This window comes from [Lactobacillus] rogosae, assembly GCA_900112995.1.
GTDB lineage: Bacteria > Bacillota > Clostridia > Lachnospirales > Lachnospiraceae > Lachnospira > Lachnospira rogosae.
Window position 1 is genome coordinate 82,532 of record FONU01000011.1, and the last position, 19,096, is coordinate 101,627.

Sequence of the window (19,096 nt, forward strand, 5' to 3'; positions counted from 1 at the left end):
ATAAGATAGATTAATTGATATGTAAGGAGAATATAGATGATTAACAAATTAGTTGACAAAATCGTTAAGACAAATGCACCTGTAGTTGTAGGCTTAGATCCTATGATGAAGTATATTCCAGAGCATGTTCAAAAGGAAGCTTTTGAGCAGTATGGAGAAACTCTTGAAGGTGCGGCAGAAGCTATCTGGCAGTATAATAAGGCAATCATTGATAATATATATGATATTGTACCAGCAGTTAAGCCACAGATTGCTATGTATGAGCAGTTCGGTATTGAAGGACTTAAGGTGTTTAAGAAGACTGTTGATTATTGTCACGAGAAGGATATGGTTGTAATCGGTGATGTTAAGAGAGGCGATATAGGTTCAACATCTGAGGCTTATGCAGTAGCACATCTTGGAAAGGTTAAAGTTGGTTCTAAGCTTTTAACACCATTTGATGAAGATTTTGCAACAGTTAATCCATATCTTGGTTCTGACGGAATTAATCCATTTATTAAGGTATGCAATGAAGAAGACAAAGGTATATTTATCCTTGTAAAGACTTCTAATCCTTCAAGTGGAGAATTTCAGGATCAGCTTATAGACGGCAAGCCATTATATGAGCATGTAGGTGCTAAGGTTAATGAATGGGGAAGCCAGTGTATGGGCGATACTTATAGTAATGTAGGTGCGGTAGTTGGTGCTACATATCCAGAGATGGGTAAGGTATTAAGAAAGGTTATGCCAAAGGCTTATATCCTTGTTCCTGGTTATGGGGCACAGGGTGGCAAGGCTGAAGACCTTACAGCATTCTTTAACCCAGACGGACTTGGCGCGATAGTTAATAGTTCAAGAGGAATTATAGCTGCATATGCTAAAGATGAGTATGCTAAGTTTGGAGCTAAGAATTTCGGTGAAGCTTCAAGACAGGCAGCTCTTGATATGATTGCAGATATTAATGGAGCACTTGGAAAGTAAATAATTATTATAATAAGCGGCAGTACCACTCAGCAACAGACTGGTAATGCCGCTTTTATAAAGAATGGAGATAATATTGAGAACTTTAATTAAGAATGGACATATAATAGATCCGGCAAGACATATGTCATATAAGGCAGATATTCTTGTGGAAAATGGAATAATAAGCGGTATAATACAGGTAAAAGCATTTGATGTGCCTGTATCCGACATAGCTGTAGATGAAGTAATTGATGCAGAAGGTCTTGTGGTAGCACCTGGTCTTATAGATACACACGTTCATTTCAGGGATCCAGGTTTTACTTATAAAGAAGATATTAATACAGGAGCTGCGGCAGCTGCGGCAGGAGGTTTTACAACAGTTCTTTGTATGGCTAATACTAATCCTATAGTAGATAATAAAGAAACGCTGCAGTATGTAATAGATAAGGGAAGAACTACGCCGATAAATGTATATTCAGCTGCGGCAGTATCTAAAGGCTTTAAGGGAGAAGAACTTACTGACTTTACGGAACTTAAGAATGGCGGGGCACTTGTATTTACAGATGATGGTATTCCACTTAAGAGTGAAATGCTTGTAAAGGAAGCTATGCAGAAAGCTAAAGAGCTGGATATGCCGTTAAGTTTTCACGAGGAAAATCCTGCATATATAGAACAACAGGGAATTAATAAAGGCGTTGTATCAGACAAGCTTAATATAGGTGGAGCACCAGCCTGCTCAGAGTATATGATGGTAGCACGGGATTGTATGCTTGCACTTGAAACCAAGGCAACAATATGTATACAGCACATAAGCTCAGCGGTATCAGTAGAGCTTGTAAGGACAGCTAAGAAGCTGGGAGCAGATGTACATGCAGAGTCTACTCCACAGCATTTTTCGCTTACAGAAGACATTGTGCTTGAGAAAGGCACACTTGCAAGAGTTAATCCACCAATAAGAACAGAAGCTGACAGGCTTGCTGTAATTGAAGGCCTTAAGGACGGAACAATAGACATAATTGCAACAGATCACGCACCACATAGCAAGGATGAGAAAGCTAAGGAGTTCAAGGCAGCACCGAGCGGAATGATAGGGCTTGAAACATCACTTGCACTTGGAATTACTAATCTTGTAAAGAAAGGCTATTTAACACTTGAGGAACTGCTCACTAAGATGACAGTTAATCCAGCAAAGCTTTACAAAATGGACAAAGGCTGTATTGAGGCTGGAAAGATAGCTGATTTGGTTATATTTAATCCAGATGAGGAGTGGGAGGTTACAGAGAATTTCGTATCGAAAGCTAGTAATTCACCATTTATCGGACAGAAGCTTTATGGTAAAATAAAATATACTATATGCAATGGAAATGTTGTATACAAGGATTTGAAATAATTAATTAAGAATGGAGAATACATATGTCATACAGAGAAAATGCATTAATAATTAAGACTTCGTGTTTAGCCGAAGGCATATATGAAATGTGGTTAAAGACAGATAATATGGCAGGAGAGGCTGTACCGGGACAGTTCATATCGGTATATTCTAACGATGGAGCAAGACTTCTTCCAAGACCAATAAGCATATGCAGAATAGATAAAGATAATTTAAGGATTGTATACAGGGTTGCTGGAAAGGGGACAGAGGAGTTCTCTAAGATGAAGGAGGGGGAATATGTTAATATTCAAGGACCTCTTGGCAATGGATATGATATTAAGTCTATTATGGAATATGTAAAGAATGTCACAGGAAATGATTGTGCTGACACAGAGTTAAAGGCAATTCTTTTTGGTGGTGGAATTGGTGTTCCTCCAATGCTTGAGCTTGCTAAGCAGCTCGAATGTAAGAAGCAGGCTGTACTTGGTTACAGAAACTCACAGATGTTTTTAAAAGATGAATTTGAGCAGTTTGCTGATGTATATGTTGCAACAGAGGACGGAAGTGCTGGAACTAAAGGTAATGTATTAGATGCAGTAAGAGAGAATAACTTAACAGCAGATGTAATATTTGCCTGCGGCCCTACACCAATGTTAAGAGCAATAAAGGAATATGCGGTAAGCAATAATATCGCCTGTTTCGTATCCTTAGAGGAAAAAATGGCTTGCGGAATAGGAGCGTGCCTTGCCTGCGTATGTCAGTCAACAGATATTGATGACCATTCAAAGGTTAAGAATAAGAGAGTATGTAAAGAAGGCCCTGTATTCAATGTTAAGGAGGTAGAGTTATAATGGCTAATAGAGTAAATCCAATTAATCCGGCAGACGTTAATATGAAAGTAAATATTGCGGGAGTTGAATTTAATAATCCTGTTACTGTTGCCTCAGGAACATTTGGTTCAGGTATGGAATATTGTGAATATGTAGACCTTAATAAATTAGGTGCGGTCACAACTAAGGGTGTGGCAAATGTACCTTGGCCGGGCAATCCAACACCTAGAATAGCAGAGACTTACGGTGGAATGATTAATGCAATCGGACTTCAAAATCCGGGGCTTGATACATTTGTAAAGAGAGATATTCCATTTCTTAAGCAGTATGATACTAAGATAATAGTAAATGTGTGTGGAAAGACAGAAGAAGATTATGTTGATGCTGTGGAAAAGCTAGGCGAACAGCCAGTTGATATGCTTGAGATTAACATATCCTGCCCTAATGTAAAAGAGGGTGGTATTGCTTTCGGACAGGTTCCAGCTTCAGCAGAGCGTATTACAAAGGCGGTAAAAAAGGTTGCCAGGCAGCCTGTAATTATGAAGTTAAGCCCTAATGTGACAGATATTACAGAGATGGCTAAAGCTGTTGAGGCAGGTGGTGCTGATGCGGTATCCCTTATTAATACATTAACAGGAATGAAGATTGATATTAATAGAAGAACATTTGCTGTTGCCAATAAGACAGGCGGTCTTTCAGGTCCAGCTATAAAGCCTGTTGCAGTAAGAATGGTATATCAGGTTGCCAATGCTGTAGCACTTCCTATTATTGGAATGGGCGGAATTGCCAATGCAGATGATGCACTTGAGTTTATTATGGCAGGTGCAACGATGGTATCAGTTGGTACAGCTAATTTTAATGACCCTCTTACAACAATTAAGGTTGTGGACGGAATAAGAGATTATTGTGCTAAAAATGGAGTAGCAGACATTAACGAGCTTATTGGCTGCGTTAAGTAAAATTATAATTTAACAAAGACTTTACATAGATTTCTCGTAGCAGTGGTATTGCATTTTACATACCACTGCTATTCTTTTATCTGTCGATAAGACATAGACCTTTAAAAGAAAAGTGAGGAAAAAATTTATGAGAAAGATGAATTTTAAGAAAAGCGCAGCTGTAATTCTTAGTACAGTATGTATGGTAACAGCACTTGTTGGCTGTGGAAGCAGCAGTGCAGATAATGGAGCAGATGCAGACTCTAACCTTAGCGGAAGCATAACAGCAGCAGGTTCATCAGCATTAAAGCCACTTGTTGATGATGCGGCAGACCTTTTTAATGAAAAATATCCAGATGTTAACATAACAATCGATGCAGGTGGTTCTGGTGAAGGACTTAAGCAGGTATCAGAGGGAACAGTTAACATTGGTAACTCTGATGTGGAGGCAGCAGAAAAGCTTGATGCAGCTAAGGCAGCAGAACTTGTAGACCATAAGGTATGTGTAGTAACAATGGCACCTATCGTAAACAAGGACGTAACAGCAGGTGGTGTTAAGAACCTTACAAAGGCACAGCTTACAGATATTTTTACAGGAAAGATTACTAACTGGAAAGAAGTTGGTGGTGCTGATGAAGCAATCGTGCTTATCACTCGTCCAGAATCTTCTGGTACAAGAGCAACATTTAAGAAATACGCATTAGATGGTGCAAGCGAAGCTTCTAACAAGTCAATGGAAACAGATGACTCAGGCGTACTTTTACAGAATGTTAAGACAACAAAGGGTGCTATCGGATATGTAGCGTTATCTTACCTTGTAAGCAACCCAGGCGTTGATACAGTATCAATTGATGGTGTTGAACCAACACTTGAGAATACATATGCTGGCAAATACCCAGTATGGACATACGAGCATATGTACACAAAGGGCAACGCAGATGAAGTATCCCAGAAGTTCCTCGACTACATCACATCAGATGAATACGGCAAGAAAATGGAATCATTAGGCTACGGCGTATCATCAAAGATGACAGTAAAAGAACACTAAAAAATAGTTGTTAAAAAAGTAACCCCCCCCTTAATTAAAAAGTAAGACTCAATCTTACACAATCACCAGCAGACAAAATTAAAAGATTGAAAGAAAATCAATCAAAAACACAAAGAAATAGGTTATCAAATAAGTAACCAGTTTAGGCGAGCAGATTTCCTGCCCGCCTAAACGCATAGAAATTAATAACATATAAAATGAAAATGTAAAAAAGAAATAACAAAGAGCAAATAACAAAGAGTAAAGAAGATACATAAAGCTGATAAACAATTCAACGCAGATTAATCGCAACCCAGTTGTGCGGAGTGTTATATTGCAAGCTGGGTACTGTTGAAACCGTCGGCACTTAGCGGCTGTCCTTTAGCCGCTTAGTACCGCTACGGTTTCAAGTAGCGTAAGCGTGCCCAGCGGTAATATAACACTCCGCACAACGTCCGTAGTTATTAATCCTCCTTCCGTTGAATATATAACAGCGAAATTTTATATGTTAAGAATGGAGAAAGTATGAATATTAAAAGAGGTATGTTTACCAAAGAGTACCTGTGGCGTACAATCGTCACCCTGTGTGGTCTTTTCGTTATAGTGCTTACTCTTGGAATAGGTGGATTTCTTGTATACAAGGGTTCAGGAACATTCTTAAAATTCAATCATTCAATCGGTGAGTTCCTGTTTTCACCTGACTGGGCACCTATAGACAATATGGAAGGCGGCGGTTCAGTAGGTACACTTATATTTATAGTAGGTTCATTAAGCACCTGTGGTCTTGCACTGTTTATTGCGACACCATTTGCACTTGGTTCAGCTATATTTATGACAGAGATTTCACCTAAATTTGGTGAAAAATTTTACCGCCCTGTAATCCAGATATTTGCAGGAATTCCTTCAGTAGTATATGGCTGGGTCGGACTTACCGTGCTTGTGCCATTTATAAGAGATATGTTTCACAGACAGGTAGGACATTCAATATTAGCGGCAGGTATTGTGCTTGCAATAATGATATTCCCTACAATAACAAGTGTGTCAGCAGATGCAATCAGATCAGTTCCTAAAGATTACAGAATGGGTGCTTATGGAATGGGCTCAACACGCTGGCAGACAATATATAAAATAGTGCTTCCAGCTTCAGCTTCTGGAATATTCTCAGGCATAATACTTGGTCTTGCAAGAGCGTTTGGTGAGGCATTAGCAGTTGCGATGGTAATAGGACAGACAACCGCACTTCCAGACAGCATATTCTCAACAACCAAATCACTTACAACAGAGATAACAGCCCAGATGGGAAATGCGATGGAAGGTGGAGAAACTAAGACAGCGTTGTGGACACTTGCATTGCTTTTGTTCCTTATATCACTTTTGTTCATATTTTTAATACATTTTCTGTCTGCTAAGCAGTCAGAGGAATCTGGAAATAAAAAGAAGAGTGCAAAGACTAATTAAAATCGCCCGTTAAAGTTAATAAAGGGTGAAAATGGATATTAGTGCGCAGAAGCGTGCACAGAAATGGAGATTATATGAATAGGATAAAACGTGCCAAGGCACAGGATAAAGTAATGACAGTTATATTTTACTGCATAGCCGTATTCTTCTTTGTGCTTCTTGCGGCATTTGCCGGATATGTAATTATTAAGGGCTTTGCTGGTGCAAAACCTTCAATGTTCGGCTTTACAAGGCGTGGTGCTATAGGCAACCAGCTTTTTAATACGATATATCTTGTATTCTTGTCATTGCTTATAACAGTACCGATTGGAACATTTGCAGGAATATATCTTGCAAAATATGCCAAGGGAGGACTTATTACAAAGTTCATAAGAATATGTATAGAAACACTTTCGTCACTTCCATCTATTGTTGTTGGTTTATTTGGCTACCTCATCTTTCTTGTTATTATAGGACTGGATAAAAGCCTTATGGCTGGAGCATTGTCCGTATCAATCATAACACTGCCACTTATAACAACAACAACAGAGGATGCCATAAAAGGACTTCCTAGGGGATATTTTGAAGCGGGTATGGGACTTGGTTCAACACGCTGGCAGGCAATATTCCACATATTACTGCCAGCCTGCCTTCCAAGAATTATGACAGGTGTAATACTTGCAGCAGGACGAGGCTTTGGTGAAGCGGCAGTTCTTTTGTATACAACAGGTTCAGGAACTAACATAAGATGGGGCAACTGGAATCTTGCATCATCAACCTGTCCACTTAACCCATTTCGTTCAGCAGAGACATTATCATTGCAGATATGGGATTTACAGGTTAATGGACAAAATCAGGACCTGGCTAACCTTGCATCAGCGGTACTTCTTATACTTGTGCTTGCATTCAGCATAGGAGCTAATGTGTTAAGTAATAAGATAAATAAGAAGAACTCTGGTGAGAAAGCGTAGAAATGAGGATAAGTATGAGTAATATAGATATGAATAAGAATTCTGAAAATGGAAGCAGTAATTATACAGGTGATGATAAATTTGTAATCAAAAATCTTAATCTTCATTATGGAGATTTTCACGCATTAAAAAATATTAATATGAATATTCCTAAAAATCAGATTACAGCATTTATCGGACCATCTGGATGTGGTAAATCTACATTTTTAAAGACACTTAACAGAATGAATGACTTAATTGAGGGTGTTAAGATTGATGGTGAAGTATACCTTGACGGAGCCAATATATTTACAGAGATGGACGACATAACATTAAGACACAGGGTTGGAATGGTATTCCAGCAGCCTAATCCATTTCCTAAAAGCATATATGACAATATAGCTTACGGACCAAGGTTATTTGGAGTGTACAAGAAAGCAGAACTTGATATTATAGTAGAAAAAGCTTTAAAACAGGCTGCTATATGGGACGAGGTGAAGGACAGACTTAAAAAGTCAGCTCTTGGACTTTCAGGTGGACAGCAGCAGAGATTATGTATTGCAAGAACTCTTGCAGTTGAACCAGAGGTTATTCTTATGGATGAGCCGACATCAGCCCTTGACCCAATATCAACTTCAAGAATTGAAGACCTTGCGATTGAGTTAAAGAATGATTATACAATAATAATGGTAACACACAATATGCAGCAGGCGACAAGAATATCAGATAATACAGCCTTCTTCCTGTTAGGAGAGATGATTGAATACGATAAGACAGAACAGTTATTCTCTATGCCTAAGAACAAGAAGACAGAAGATTATATCACAGGACGTTTTGGCTGATAATTACATATTTTAGTACCTTGTTATTAAAATCTTTAAGAAGTATAATGAAGTTAATTAGTTGTAATGTGATTAATTAATATAGATATATAAATGCGAGGTATTTATTATATGGGATATGTAAAATTCGATATGCACTGTCATACAGCCGAGGGTTCAGTAGATGCCAAGGTTGGGATAGATGACTATATCAAGATACTTAAGAGCAAAGGTTTTAACGGAATGGTTGTAACAGACCATGACTCATATGATGGATATGATGCGTATCTTTCATATGGTAAGAAATATGATGATTTCGTGGTATTAAGAGGCATAGAATATGATAGTCTGGAGTTCGGACATTTTATAGTTATTCTTCCACAGGATACACCTAAAGAGGTGTATGAGCTTATGAGATATAAGGGCCTTACTTTAGATAAGCTTATATATATTGTCCATTGTTGTGATGGAATATTAGGACCTGCACATCCTTATGGAGAACCATTTATGAGCTTTGCATCTACTATGTACTGGAATCAGTCAAAGCAGATTGCACATATGGTTCATTTTGATTTCGTAGAAGGTTATAATGCCTGCGAGAGTGAGAAAAGCAATAAGTATGCAAGAAAGTTCGCCAAGGGGTGCAGGGTAGCACTTACAGGCGGAAGTGATGCCCATAACAGTAATTGTGTTGGTATGGGATATGCACTTATTCCAGATACAATAAAGACAGAGGACGACCTTATAAAATATTATAAAGATGGCAATCATCCTAAGGTTGGTGGAACAAGATATATATATACAACCAAGGACAAGATAGGAAAGCTTAACAAAGTGCTCGTATATTCTTTTTATATGTATAACAAGATTGGAGCGATGTTTAAGTATCCTAAGAGAGCGAAAGCGTTCAGAAGTGCGTTAAGGGCATTAAACAGACGTTTTATAATATATAGAAAAAGATAATCTGTAATGACCAGAGAATTCATCATATTAACTTAATAGAACCTGTCAGCAATATTGAAATAATTGAGTGTTAGACCGTGTGCCAATAGAAGCACAGGAAAAGAGGTTAATATGAGAAATAGATTTGACAGACAGTTAGTACAACTTAATAATGAATTAATTGAAATGGGTGGCATGATTGAGAAGGCTATATCTGATACAGTAAAGGCACTTGTTAATCAGGATATTGAGCTTGCTTCAAATGTAATAGAATATGACGAGGAGATTGATCATCAGGAACGTGAGATTGAACAGTTATGTCTTAAGTTATTATTACAGCAGCAGCCGGTTGCAAAGGATTTACGACTTATATCAGCAGCATTAAAGATGATTACAGATATGGAAAGAATAGGGGATCATGCAACTGATATTTCAGAGATTACAATAGAACTTTCTAAAGAATCATATATTAAGAAGCTTGATCATATACAGCAGATGGCTAAAGAAACTATGGTAATGCTAGTCCAGAGTGTTGAAGCATTTGTTAACAAGGATATGGATAAGGCAAGGACGGTTATCGTACACGATGATGTTGTTGATGATTTATTCAACAAGGTAAAGGCTGAGCTTATAGCTATGATTCACGAAGATGTTAATGCAGGTGAGCAGGCATCAGATCTGCTTATGGCTGCTAAATATTTTGAGAGAATAGGGGATCATGCGACTAACATATCAGAATGGGTTATATTCTCTATAACAGGTCAGCACCCAGATGATAAATAATAATCAATAATTGTTATTTAACATTAATTTTACATTTTACATTGAATTTACATAAGGTTCATATAAGCTTCATATAACTGTTTTACACTCCAAAATGTAAACAAAAAGTAAAGTCTATAAGAAATTTTGGAGGAAAAATGGATATATTTGGTGTATTAGCATTACTTGGAGGATTGGCGATATTCCTCTATGGAATGGATTTATTAGGTGAAGGCTTAACGGGAGCATCAGGAGGAAAGTTAGAGAATATACTTGAAAAGCTTACTTCTAACCCGATAAAGGCTGTTCTTTTAGGAGCTGGTGTTACAGCAGTTATACAGTCATCATCAGCGACGACCGTTATGGTTGTAGGTTTTGTTAATTCAGGTATTATGAAGTTAAGACAGGCAATTGGCATTATAATGGGTGCTAACATAGGTACTACCATAACTTCATGGATATTAAGCCTTACTGGTATTGAGAGTGATAATTTTTTTATAAGAATGTTGAAACCAACATCATTTTCACCAATCCTTGCAGTTATTGGTGTTGTGATGCTTGTATTCCTAAAGAAAGACAAATTTAAAAATCCGGCTAAGATATTTATTGGATTTGCACTTCTTATGTATGGTATGGAAGCTATGAGTTCATCTGTAGAGCCGCTTGCCGAAGTTCCACAGTTTCAGGCTTTATTAACAACATTTAAAAACCCAATACTTGGTATGATTGCAGGACTTGTATTTACAGCAATAATACAGAGTTCATCAGCTTCAGTTGGTATATTACAGGCATTATGTTCTACAGGAATATTAAGCTATGCAACTGTTCTTCCTATAATAATGGGACAGAATATCGGTACTTGTGCAACAGCTATGTTATCAAGTATTGGTGCAAGCAAGAATGGTAAAAGAGCAGCTATAGTTCATCTGTACTTTAATGTTATAGGTACAGTTGTATTTATGACGGTTTTCTATACAGTTAATATGTTTGTACATTTTTCATTTCTGAATGATACAGCTAATGAGATGGGAATTGCGGTAATACATACAACCTTTAATATTATTACAACTGCACTTCTTATTCCGTTAAGAAATGTGCTTGAGAAGCTCGCATATATGACTATAAGGGTTGATGATGAGGAAAAGGCACTTATGGAAAGACAGAGTGTTAATGAATTTGCGCTTTTAGATGACAGATTTCTTGAGTCACCAAGCCTTGCAGTTGAACATTGTAAGACAGTTATAGGCAATATGGCTGATATATCAAGGGAGTCATTATTTACAGCACTTGGACTTATCGGTAATTATGATGAGAATAAGGCATTGTATGTTGGTGAGCTTGAGAGCAGGGTTGATAAATATGAAGATGAGCTTGGTACATATATTATGAAGATAAGTACCAAGATACTTAATAAAGATGACTCAGAGACACTTAATATGATGCTTCACAGCATAGGCGATTTTGAAAGAATATCAGACCACGCCTGTAATCTGTGCGACTCTGCAAGAGAATTGCATAATAAGCAGATGGAATTCTCACCTAAAGCTAAGACGGAGTTAGATATATTATGTTCGGCAGTAAGAGAGGTTGTAGATATATCCTTTGATTCCTTTAAGACTAATAATATTAAAGAAGCAGATAAAGTTGAACCATTAGAAGAACTTATTGATACATTAACAGTTGAGCTTAAAGCTAGACATATAAGAAGATTAAGAGAAGGAAAATGTACTATTGAACTGGGATTTGCACATTCAGATATTCTTAATAATCTTGAGAGAGTGTCAGACCATTGTTCTAATATAGCAGTAGATGTTATCCAGTCAGATAAGGAAAATTTTGATACACACGAATATCTTGATGCAATGAAGAACAGGGATAACCAGCAGTTTGCAAGAGAATATAAAGAATACAAGGAAAAATACAGACTTCCAGAAACTAGAAAATTTGTGTAAAGCGTAGATATCAGCGGATACATTTTGTATAATTTTTTAAAGATAAAATGTATTAATATGCTGAAATCTGTCGCAGAAATCGAGGATATTATGGCATATGTATATGTTGTTGAAGATGATAAAAATATAAGCGAGATTGAAAGCTTTGCTTTAAAGAATGCAGGGCATACAGTTGTTGAGTGTGCAAGCGGCAAAGAATTCCATAAGCTTATGAGAGACAGAATACCAGATATGATACTTCTTGATGTTATGCTTCCAGATGAAGATGGATTAGAGATATTAAGAAAGATAAGACAGACTCCAGAGACAAGAAGAGTTCCTGTTATAATGGTTACAGCTAAGACAACAGAGCTTGATAAAGTTAAAGGACTTGACCTTGGAGCAGATGATTATATAACCAAACCATTTGGAATTATGGAATTAATATCAAGAGTTAAAGCACTTCTTAGAAGGACAGGAAGTTCTGATGAAGAGAAGCTTATAGGAATTGGAAGTCTTTTTATTGATGATGAAAAACGAGTTGCATATGTCGATGATAAACCTGTTGAGCTTACTTATAAAGAGTATGAATTATTAAAATATCTTGCACTTAACCGTGGAATTGTCTTGACAAGGGATAATATAATGGACAGAATATGGAGTACAGATTACGAGGGCGAGTCAAGAACTCTTGATGTTCATATCAAGACATTAAGACATAAGCTTGGTGCGGCTGGTAATTATATAAAGACTGTCCGTAATGTAGGATATTTTATGGATGATGAGGCCAGATAATGAAAAAAAGAATTAATCTTTTGTATATGATAATGGCACTTGTTACTATTGTGGCATCTGTATCTATAGCGTGTACTGTGTTCTACAATGTACTAAAGCATGAAGTGCTTGAAGATATGCACAATTACATAGATGTGTTTATTGGTGCAGATGCCTGGGGAATGGTAACAGACCCTGACAATATAGTTGAACAGAAGGTAATTGATAATTACGATGGAAATCTTAGAATAACATTTATTAATTCACAGGGTTATGCGGTAGTCGATACACTTGTTGATATTGATAAAATGGAAAATCATAACGAACGTCCTGAGGTTGTTGCGGCTAGACGGAATGGTTATGGATGTGACATAAGAAGGTCCGTAACACTTAATAAGAATTCTTATTATTATGCAGTTGCACTTGATAATGGATATGTGCTAAGAGTTTCAAGGGAAGTAAGCAGTATGACGAGTATTATGACAAGTATGCTCCCTGTTATAATTGTGTTATGTGTAATTCTCTTTATAATCTGTATGATAAGTTCACATTTTCTGACAAAAAGCATTGTTGAGCCGATTGAGTATCTTGCCAATAATATGGATGCTTCGGAGTCGGTTAAAGTATATAAGGAGCTTGTTCCATTTGTTACAACTATTAAAAGGCAACACGAGGATATTATGCGCAATGCCAATATGAGGCAGGAATTCACGGCAAATGTTTCGCACGAATTAAAGACACCGCTGACATCAATATCAGGCTATTCTGAGCTTATTGAAAGTGGTATGGCGGCAGGTGATGATGCCAAGAGATTTGCAGGTGAAATACATAAAAGCTCACAAAGACTTCTCTCGCTTATCAATGATATTATAAGGATATCAGAGCTTGATGCCATATCGACAGAAGAAATATTCGAGACAGTTAATCTGTATGAAACAGCCAGGTCAACGGTGCAGATGCTTGAGATAAGTGCACAGAAGCACAGCATTATTATTGATGTTACAGGAAGTGATGTTAATATTACTGCTGATAAGCAGATGCTTGAGGAGCTTATATATAACCTGTGTGATAATGCGATACGTTACAATAATCCGGGTGGAAAGGTTAAGGTATCTGTGTATACAAGACAGAATAATGGTGTGACTGAAAATGTTCTTGAAGTAGCGGATAACGGTATAGGAATACCTAAGGAACATCAGGACAGGATATTTGAAAGATTTTACAGAGTTGATAAGAGCAGGTCAAAATCTACTGGTGGTACAGGACTTGGGCTTGCGATTGTAAAGCATATAGTAGCCAAACACCATAATGCACATATAGAGCTTGAAAGTGAATTAGGAAAGGGAACTACTATAAGAGTTGTATTTGCTGATAATATGACAGTATAGGCAGTATACTGATTTGATATTAGTAGGTATCAAAGTCGGGGCTTTTGACCCCGGCATCATTATATAATTAAATATACAAATATTGTAGTTAAAGTATGTAAATATTGCAGTTAAATATGTAAATAAAGGTTGACGTTCGCTTATTAATTGATTATCTTATACGAGGTAAGTTAGTTAAGAAATGGAGCGTCAATTTTTATGAGTAAATTATTAGCAGATAAAAAGAAATTATTTGATATTGATAAGGATAATCTGATGTTTCACAATAAAGCACTGTTTGCACTTCTTATACCAATAGTTGTCGAACAGCTGCTTAACTCATTTATGGGTATGGTGGATACTATGATGGTAAGTAACCTTGGAAGCCAGGCAATATCGGGTGTATCGCTTGTTGACTCGGTTAATAACCTTATCGTACAGTTATTTTCTGCTATGGCTACAGGTGCGGCAATTATATGTTCACATTATATAGGAATGAAAGACCGTGAGGGTGCTAATAAGGCGGCAAGACAGGTTGTGCTTACAGTTGCCACAATAGCAGTTGTCATAACAATAGCAGGACTTATATTAAGAAGACCTCTTTTAAGTTTTATATTTGGTAAGGTAGAACCTGAGGTTATGAGCAATGCAGTAACATACTTTCTGTATACAGCGTTAAGTTATCCATTTCTTGCGTTGTTTAGTGCAGGCTCAGCGATATTCAGATCGTGTGGTAATTCAAGATATCCTATGATGGTATCAGTAATCTCTAACGTAATAAATGTATGTGGAAATGCACTTCTTATGTTCGTATTTAATATGGGAGTTGCAGGTGCAGCTATATCAACACTTGTATCAAGAGTGTTCTGTATGGTTGTTATATTTATTGCATTATCCAAGCCAAAGATAGATATAGTAGTATCAGAATATCATAAGATAAGACCTGATTATAAGCTTATAGGCTCGATACTTGCGATAGGTGTTCCGTCAGGAATTGAGAACAGTATGTTCCAGTTCGGTAAGCTTGCAATCCAGTCAACAGTATCAACTATGGGAACAGCGGCTATTGCGGCACAGGCTATGACTAATATATTAGAAAATGTTAATGGTGTCTTTGGAATAGGTGTTGGTATATGCCTTATGACTGTTGTAGGACAGTGTCTTGGAGCAGGAAGAAAAGAAGAAGCCAAGTATTACATAGTCAAATTGTGCGGAATAGCAGAGATAGGAATTATTGTATCTTGTATTATCGTGTATGCACTTGTACGTCCTATAACGGTTCTTGGTGGAATGGAGACAGACAGTGCAAGAATGTGTATAGAGATGGTTGGTGCGATAACAATATATAAGCCAATTGCGTGGGTATTCTCATTCGTTCCAGCATACGGAATGAGAGCGGCAGGAGATGTAAAGTTCTCAATGATAACATCAATGACAACTATGTGGTGTTGCAGGGTTGCATTGTGTATTGGTCTTGTTAAGGTATTCAATATGGGACCAATGGCAGTGTGGTATGGTATGTTCGCAGACTGGACAGTAAGAGGAATAGTCTTTGTAAGCAGATACTTTAGCGGTAAGTGGATTAAGAAGGTTATATAGTATATAGCATATGGAATGGGCATTTAATACAATGATAAAATTGTTAAAAGATTAAATGGTAAATTAATAAAGATAAACGGTTAAAAAATGGAAATTTTATTATATTAACGGTTAAAATTATATATAATACCGGTTGACAAATGGAAATTCACCTCCTATACTTTAATTAAAGTAACTTATAGACATTAGACCTATTATACGGAGGTGCTGTATATGACTATTCAGGAGATGAGGGATAAGAAGAAAGAAAAAGGCTACACATATGCACAGATGGCTGAGTTATCGGGAGTGCCATTAGGGACAATACAGAAGATATTTTCTGGAGAAACAGAAAGTCCACGCTATGATACGCTTCTGGCACTTGAACAGATTTTTACAGAGCAATCTGTAGTGTGCGAGGCTGCTGCTTCTTATAAGACTGACAGGAATGGAAGTTATACGCTTGATGATTATTATGCCTTACCAGAGGATCAGAGAGTTGAGTTAATTGATGGATATTTCTATACAATGCTGTCGCCTACATTTGGACATCAGTCAATTGCAGGAGAAATACACCGTCAGATTGCTAATTATATTATGGAGCATAACGGAAGCTGCCGTCCATTTATTGCACCGGTAGATGTACAGCTTGACTGCGATAATAAGACAATGGTTGAGCCAGATGTTGGCATAATATGTGACACTTCCAAGATTAAGAGATTTGGAATATATGGAGCACCGGATTTTGTTCTTGAAGTAATATCTCCATCTACTAAGAAAAGGGACTATGCCCTTAAGCTGTCAAAGTATATGGAAGCTGGTGTCCGTGAATATTGGATAGTGGATTTCGTGCAGGCGAAGATACTTGTATATTATTTTGAAGGTGACAACTATCCTGTTATATATGGATTTGACAAGCCGGTTCCAGTGAATATCTATGGTGGTGACCTTGCTATAGACTTTTCTAATATTGCTAAGTGGCTTGAGGAAGGGATGGAATAAGGAAAGTGCCGATAAAAAAGTGCCGATAGAATTCGAGAGAAATAAAAATATAAGCTGTAAGTGCCAATCCTCTTAGCACTTACAGCTTATTGTTATGTATACATTTAATTAATGAACATTAAATGCTTTAATTCCAGGATATACGGCTGAGTCACCGAGTTCTTCTTCAATTCTAAGTAACTGGTTATACTTAGCAACACGTTCTGAACGAGAAGGTGCACCAACAGGCATAATCATAAATTCCTGAACATCAAGTCCAGATGATAAAGCGTGACAGCCACCATTAATAATGTTCATCATAGGAACTGGAAGTCTGTTGCCTGAAATTCCACCTAAGAATTTATAAAGAGGAATATCAAGAGCAATGCTTGCAGCTCTACAGCAGGCGATTGATACAGCAAGTATTGCATTAGCACCAAGCTTAGATTTATCCTTAGTTCCGTCAGCTTTTATTATAGCAGCATCAACAGCATATATATCAGACGCATCAAGACCTACAAGTGTATCATTGATAATTGTATTAATATTATCAACAGCCTTTGTAACTCCTTTGCCTAAATATCTTGACTTATCACCATCCCTTAACTCAAGAGCCTCAAATTCACCAGTTGAAGCACCAGACGGAGCAGTACCACGACCAACAGTTCATATGGGTGTTTAGATACAGAATTTATTCTGAATAGCACTGATTAAATACCAAATAACACATCTCAATTGAAAGTGTATAGTCATTGTGATACATTTTATTTATAAATAAAGAAATGAGGATTAGTATGAAAACAGTAGAGATAGCAGTATGCGATGATGAACAAGTGCATATAGACAGAATTGTTAAATATATAGAGGTATATTCGGAAGAATCTGAAATAAATATTAATATAACATCATATAATTCAGGAATGGCATTGTTGAAGGATATAGAAAATGATGATTTAAAGTATGATATTATATTTCTTGATGTTGAAATGCCAGAAATTAATGGAGTAGATATAGCAAGGCAGATACGTAAAATTACACAAGATGTAATAATATGTTTTGTGACGAGTTTTGATAAATACGCAATACAAGCTTATGGTGTTGAAGCATTAGCATATGTTGTAAAACCAGTTGCATATGCTGAATTGAAAAGAGTGCTGTCAAGAGCTGTTGTATTGGTGCAATATACATTTGATTATAAGGAAGCAGAGGAACGATACATAGAGGTTCCTGTTTCGAGAAATACCCGAATAGTAGACGTAAGGACTATACAGTATATTGAAAAACGAAGAAATCAATGCGTTTTACATTGTACAGATGCAGAGATAACGTGTTATGAAACATTAAAGAAGATTTGTAGTAAGTTAGATCAAAATATATTTATATATGTGCATCAAGGGTATATAGTCAATTTTGATGCAATAAAAGAAGTTAAAGAAAATGTGGTATGTCTTGGGGATGGCGTTGAAGTGCCACTAAGCAGAAGTCATTATAAAGAAGTGAAGAATAGGCATATGAGTAAAATAAGAAAGCTGCTTGAAGAAAGAAAAATGTAGAGATAACACTATTGTTAATTACAGATAATAATTAAATACTATTATCTGTAATTAGGAATAAGTATATCAACAATGAAGGTAGTATCATTGTAGTTAATATCAATTGTGCCACCGTATTTATTAACATTATTCGTAACACTAATAAGACCTAATCCGTGCAAAGGATTAGCCTTAGAGACAGAAGAAGGTTTGCTTGAGATAAAGCGACCTTCTCTTTTTTTGATTTTTTCGTGGTGATTATTTTCACAATGTATTGCCAGATATGTATCTGCCTGTTTAATAGCAAGATTAATATATCCGTTATCGAGTTTTGAAGCGGCAGTTATAGCATTATCTAATATATTTCCAAGCACTGTTATGAGAGTAAAGTCATTTATATAGATGTTGTTAAAATCTAACTGTGTATCAAATGCTATTTTATTATCATCACATATGAGCTTTTTAGAGTTAAGAAGTGCTGATATGGTAGATGAAGTGGAAGATATAGTCTGAGTCTGGTTAAGTTCATCAGTTATCTTATGTATGTAATCGTGAATTTGTTTATTTTTACCATCAGCAGACAAACTGTCAATAATAAGAAGGTGATTTTTCATATCGTGTCTTAATGTGTGGAGCTGTTGTAATTTATCGTCAATCTGAGAATTATATTCAGATTCCATAGCAGCTTTTTCAATTTGAATTTTATTCATAGCATTTTCTTCAAGAGTAATTGCGATTCTACTATAAGTAGTAAGACAAAATATGATTATTAGTGCGATTAATATAAAAAACATAGGAATAAGCATCTGTGAATTAAGTATTGTTGGTTCAGTGAGAATAGGTGCTATTGATAAAGTGATGATAGTTGCAATTGATATAAAATCATATAGAAATATGTAGGGTTTTGCTGTG

At 36.5% G+C, this 19,096-nt stretch carries 17 protein-coding genes and 2 pseudogenes; 16 read left to right on the forward strand and 3 right to left on the reverse strand.

The window, feature by feature from the left end; translation table 11 throughout:
• Positions 1-36 precede the first annotated feature (36 nt).
• The 15 genes from pyrF (at position 37) to BM157_RS05875 (ending at position 16,673) form a co-directional block, all read left to right on the forward strand.
• The gene (pyrF, locus tag BM157_RS05805; RefSeq protein WP_055176331.1) at positions 37-960 is read left to right on the forward strand and encodes an orotidine-5'-phosphate decarboxylase; all 924 of its coding nucleotides are present in this window, start codon (positions 37-39) and stop codon (positions 958-960) included.
• A 76-nt stretch (positions 961-1,036) separates the two neighbouring features.
• On the forward strand, positions 1,037-2,332 hold the full coding sequence (locus tag BM157_RS05810; RefSeq protein ID WP_278320138.1) for a dihydroorotase: 1,296 nt from the start codon (positions 1,037-1,039) through the stop codon (positions 2,330-2,332).
• 23 nt (positions 2,333-2,355) lie between these two features.
• Entirely contained in the window at positions 2,356-3,165 is an 810-nt protein-coding gene (locus BM157_RS05815) for a dihydroorotate dehydrogenase electron transfer subunit (RefSeq protein ID WP_090140285.1), read from the forward strand.
• Positions 3,165-4,103: a dihydroorotate dehydrogenase gene (locus tag BM157_RS05820; RefSeq protein ID WP_022501551.1), complete on the forward strand. Its 939-nt coding sequence runs from the start codon at positions 3,165-3,167 to the stop codon at positions 4,101-4,103. Before BM157_RS05815 ends, BM157_RS05820 begins: the two co-directional genes overlap by 1 nt.
• A 127-nt stretch (positions 4,104-4,230) precedes the next feature.
• Entirely contained in the window at positions 4,231-5,130 is a 900-nt protein-coding gene (locus BM157_RS05825) for a phosphate ABC transporter substrate-binding protein (protein WP_318255831.1), read from the forward strand.
• Between the two features lie 504 nt (positions 5,131-5,634).
• The gene (gene pstC / locus BM157_RS05830; protein WP_090140288.1) at positions 5,635-6,567 is read left to right on the forward strand and encodes a phosphate ABC transporter permease subunit PstC; all 933 of its coding nucleotides are present in this window, start codon (positions 5,635-5,637) and stop codon (positions 6,565-6,567) included.
• A 74-nt stretch (positions 6,568-6,641) separates the two neighbouring features.
• On the forward strand, positions 6,642-7,517 hold the full coding sequence (gene pstA / locus BM157_RS05835; RefSeq protein WP_090140290.1) for a phosphate ABC transporter permease PstA: 876 nt from the start codon (positions 6,642-6,644) through the stop codon (positions 7,515-7,517).
• 29 nt (positions 7,518-7,546) lie between these two features.
• Positions 7,547-8,338, forward strand: coding sequence for a phosphate ABC transporter ATP-binding protein PstB (pstB, locus tag BM157_RS05840; protein ID WP_090140321.1), 792 nt, complete (start codon positions 7,547-7,549; stop codon positions 8,336-8,338).
• A 111-nt stretch (positions 8,339-8,449) separates the two neighbouring features.
• On the forward strand, positions 8,450-9,280 hold the full coding sequence (locus tag BM157_RS05845) for a PHP domain-containing protein (RefSeq protein ID WP_022501546.1): 831 nt from the start codon (positions 8,450-8,452) through the stop codon (positions 9,278-9,280).
• 111 nt (positions 9,281-9,391) lie between these two features.
• Positions 9,392-10,042, forward strand: coding sequence for a phosphate signaling complex protein PhoU (gene phoU, locus BM157_RS05850; protein WP_055176319.1), 651 nt, complete (start codon positions 9,392-9,394; stop codon positions 10,040-10,042).
• Between the two features lie 137 nt (positions 10,043-10,179).
• A complete protein-coding gene (locus tag BM157_RS05855) occupies positions 10,180-11,973 on the forward strand; it encodes a Na/Pi cotransporter family protein (protein ID WP_090140295.1) in 1,794 nt (597 codons plus the stop codon).
• A 90-nt stretch (positions 11,974-12,063) separates the two neighbouring features.
• Positions 12,064-12,747, forward strand: coding sequence for a response regulator transcription factor (locus tag BM157_RS05860; RefSeq protein WP_318255832.1), 684 nt, complete (start codon positions 12,064-12,066; stop codon positions 12,745-12,747).
• Positions 12,747-14,114 carry a sensor histidine kinase gene (locus BM157_RS05865; RefSeq protein WP_022501542.1) on the forward strand — a complete coding sequence of 456 codons (1,368 nt, stop codon included), beginning with the start codon at positions 12,747-12,749 and terminating at the stop codon, positions 14,112-14,114. The genes BM157_RS05860 and BM157_RS05865 overlap by 1 nt, the downstream gene beginning before the upstream one ends.
• Before the next feature lie 198 nt (positions 14,115-14,312).
• Positions 14,313-15,692 carry an MATE family efflux transporter gene (locus BM157_RS05870; protein ID WP_022501541.1) on the forward strand — a complete coding sequence of 460 codons (1,380 nt, stop codon included), beginning with the start codon at positions 14,313-14,315 and terminating at the stop codon, positions 15,690-15,692.
• 213 nt (positions 15,693-15,905) lie between these two features.
• Positions 15,906-16,673, forward strand: coding sequence for a Uma2 family endonuclease (locus BM157_RS05875; protein WP_022501540.1), 768 nt, complete (start codon positions 15,906-15,908; stop codon positions 16,671-16,673).
• A 108-nt stretch (positions 16,674-16,781) separates the two neighbouring features.
• On the opposite strand, the pseudogene BM157_RS05880 reads toward BM157_RS05875, so the two are convergent.
• Both BM157_RS05880 and eno read right to left on the reverse strand, forming a co-directional pair.
• A pseudogene (locus BM157_RS05880) lies at positions 16,782-16,871 on the reverse strand (hypothetical protein); the annotation flags it as partial.
• A gap of 3 nt (positions 16,872-16,874) precedes the next feature.
• Positions 16,875-17,318: pseudogene (gene eno, locus BM157_RS12965) on the reverse strand (phosphopyruvate hydratase); the annotation flags it as partial.
• 128 nt (positions 17,319-17,446) lie between these two features.
• On the opposite strand from eno, the gene BM157_RS05890 reads away from it, so the two are divergent.
• Entirely contained in the window at positions 17,447-18,205 is a 759-nt protein-coding gene (locus tag BM157_RS05890; protein WP_022501538.1) for a LytR/AlgR family response regulator transcription factor, read from the forward strand.
• Positions 18,206-18,246: 41 nt separating this feature from the next.
• Here BM157_RS05890 and BM157_RS12970 read toward each other — a convergent pair whose 3' ends face one another.
• Positions 18,247-18,894 carry a GHKL domain-containing protein gene (locus BM157_RS12970; RefSeq protein WP_055176284.1) on the reverse strand — a complete coding sequence of 216 codons (648 nt, stop codon included), beginning with the start codon at positions 18,892-18,894 and terminating at the stop codon, positions 18,247-18,249.
• Between the last annotated feature and the right edge of the window lie 202 nt (positions 18,895-19,096).

What these genes read in the sequence shown, in the direction of transcription:
- BM157_RS05820 (WP_022501551.1), top strand. Translation starts at nt 3,165, where the DNA reads ATGGCTAATAGAGTAAATCCAATTAATCCGGCAGACGTTAATATGAAA.
- BM157_RS05870 (WP_022501541.1), top strand. Translation starts at nt 14,313, where the DNA reads ATGAGTAAATTATTAGCAGATAAAAAGAAATTATTTGATATTGATAAG.
- BM157_RS05890 (WP_022501538.1), top strand. Translation starts at nt 17,447, where the DNA reads ATGAAAACAGTAGAGATAGCAGTATGCGATGATGAACAAGTGCATATA.
- BM157_RS12970 (WP_055176284.1), bottom strand. Translation starts at nt 18,894, where the DNA reads ATGAATAAAATTCAAATTGAAAAAGCTGCTATGGAATCTGAATATAAT.
- pstB (WP_090140321.1), top strand. Translation starts at nt 7,547, where the DNA reads ATGAATAAGAATTCTGAAAATGGAAGCAGTAATTATACAGGTGATGAT.
- pstC (WP_090140288.1), top strand. Translation starts at nt 5,635, where the DNA reads ATGAATATTAAAAGAGGTATGTTTACCAAAGAGTACCTGTGGCGTACA.
- phoU (WP_055176319.1), top strand. Translation starts at nt 9,392, where the DNA reads ATGAGAAATAGATTTGACAGACAGTTAGTACAACTTAATAATGAATTA.
- BM157_RS05860 (WP_318255832.1), top strand. Translation starts at nt 12,064, where the DNA reads ATGGCATATGTATATGTTGTTGAAGATGATAAAAATATAAGCGAGATT.
- pstA (WP_090140290.1), top strand. Translation starts at nt 6,642, where the DNA reads ATGAATAGGATAAAACGTGCCAAGGCACAGGATAAAGTAATGACAGTT.
- pyrF (WP_055176331.1), top strand. Translation starts at nt 37, where the DNA reads ATGATTAACAAATTAGTTGACAAAATCGTTAAGACAAATGCACCTGTA.
- BM157_RS05825 (WP_318255831.1), top strand. Translation starts at nt 4,231, where the DNA reads ATGAGAAAGATGAATTTTAAGAAAAGCGCAGCTGTAATTCTTAGTACA.
- BM157_RS05815 (WP_090140285.1), top strand. Translation starts at nt 2,356, where the DNA reads ATGTCATACAGAGAAAATGCATTAATAATTAAGACTTCGTGTTTAGCC.
- BM157_RS05865 (WP_022501542.1), top strand. Translation starts at nt 12,747, where the DNA reads ATGAAAAAAAGAATTAATCTTTTGTATATGATAATGGCACTTGTTACT.
- BM157_RS05845 (WP_022501546.1), top strand. Translation starts at nt 8,450, where the DNA reads ATGGGATATGTAAAATTCGATATGCACTGTCATACAGCCGAGGGTTCA.
- BM157_RS05875 (WP_022501540.1), top strand. Translation starts at nt 15,906, where the DNA reads ATGACTATTCAGGAGATGAGGGATAAGAAGAAAGAAAAAGGCTACACA.
- BM157_RS05855 (WP_090140295.1), top strand. Translation starts at nt 10,180, where the DNA reads ATGGATATATTTGGTGTATTAGCATTACTTGGAGGATTGGCGATATTC.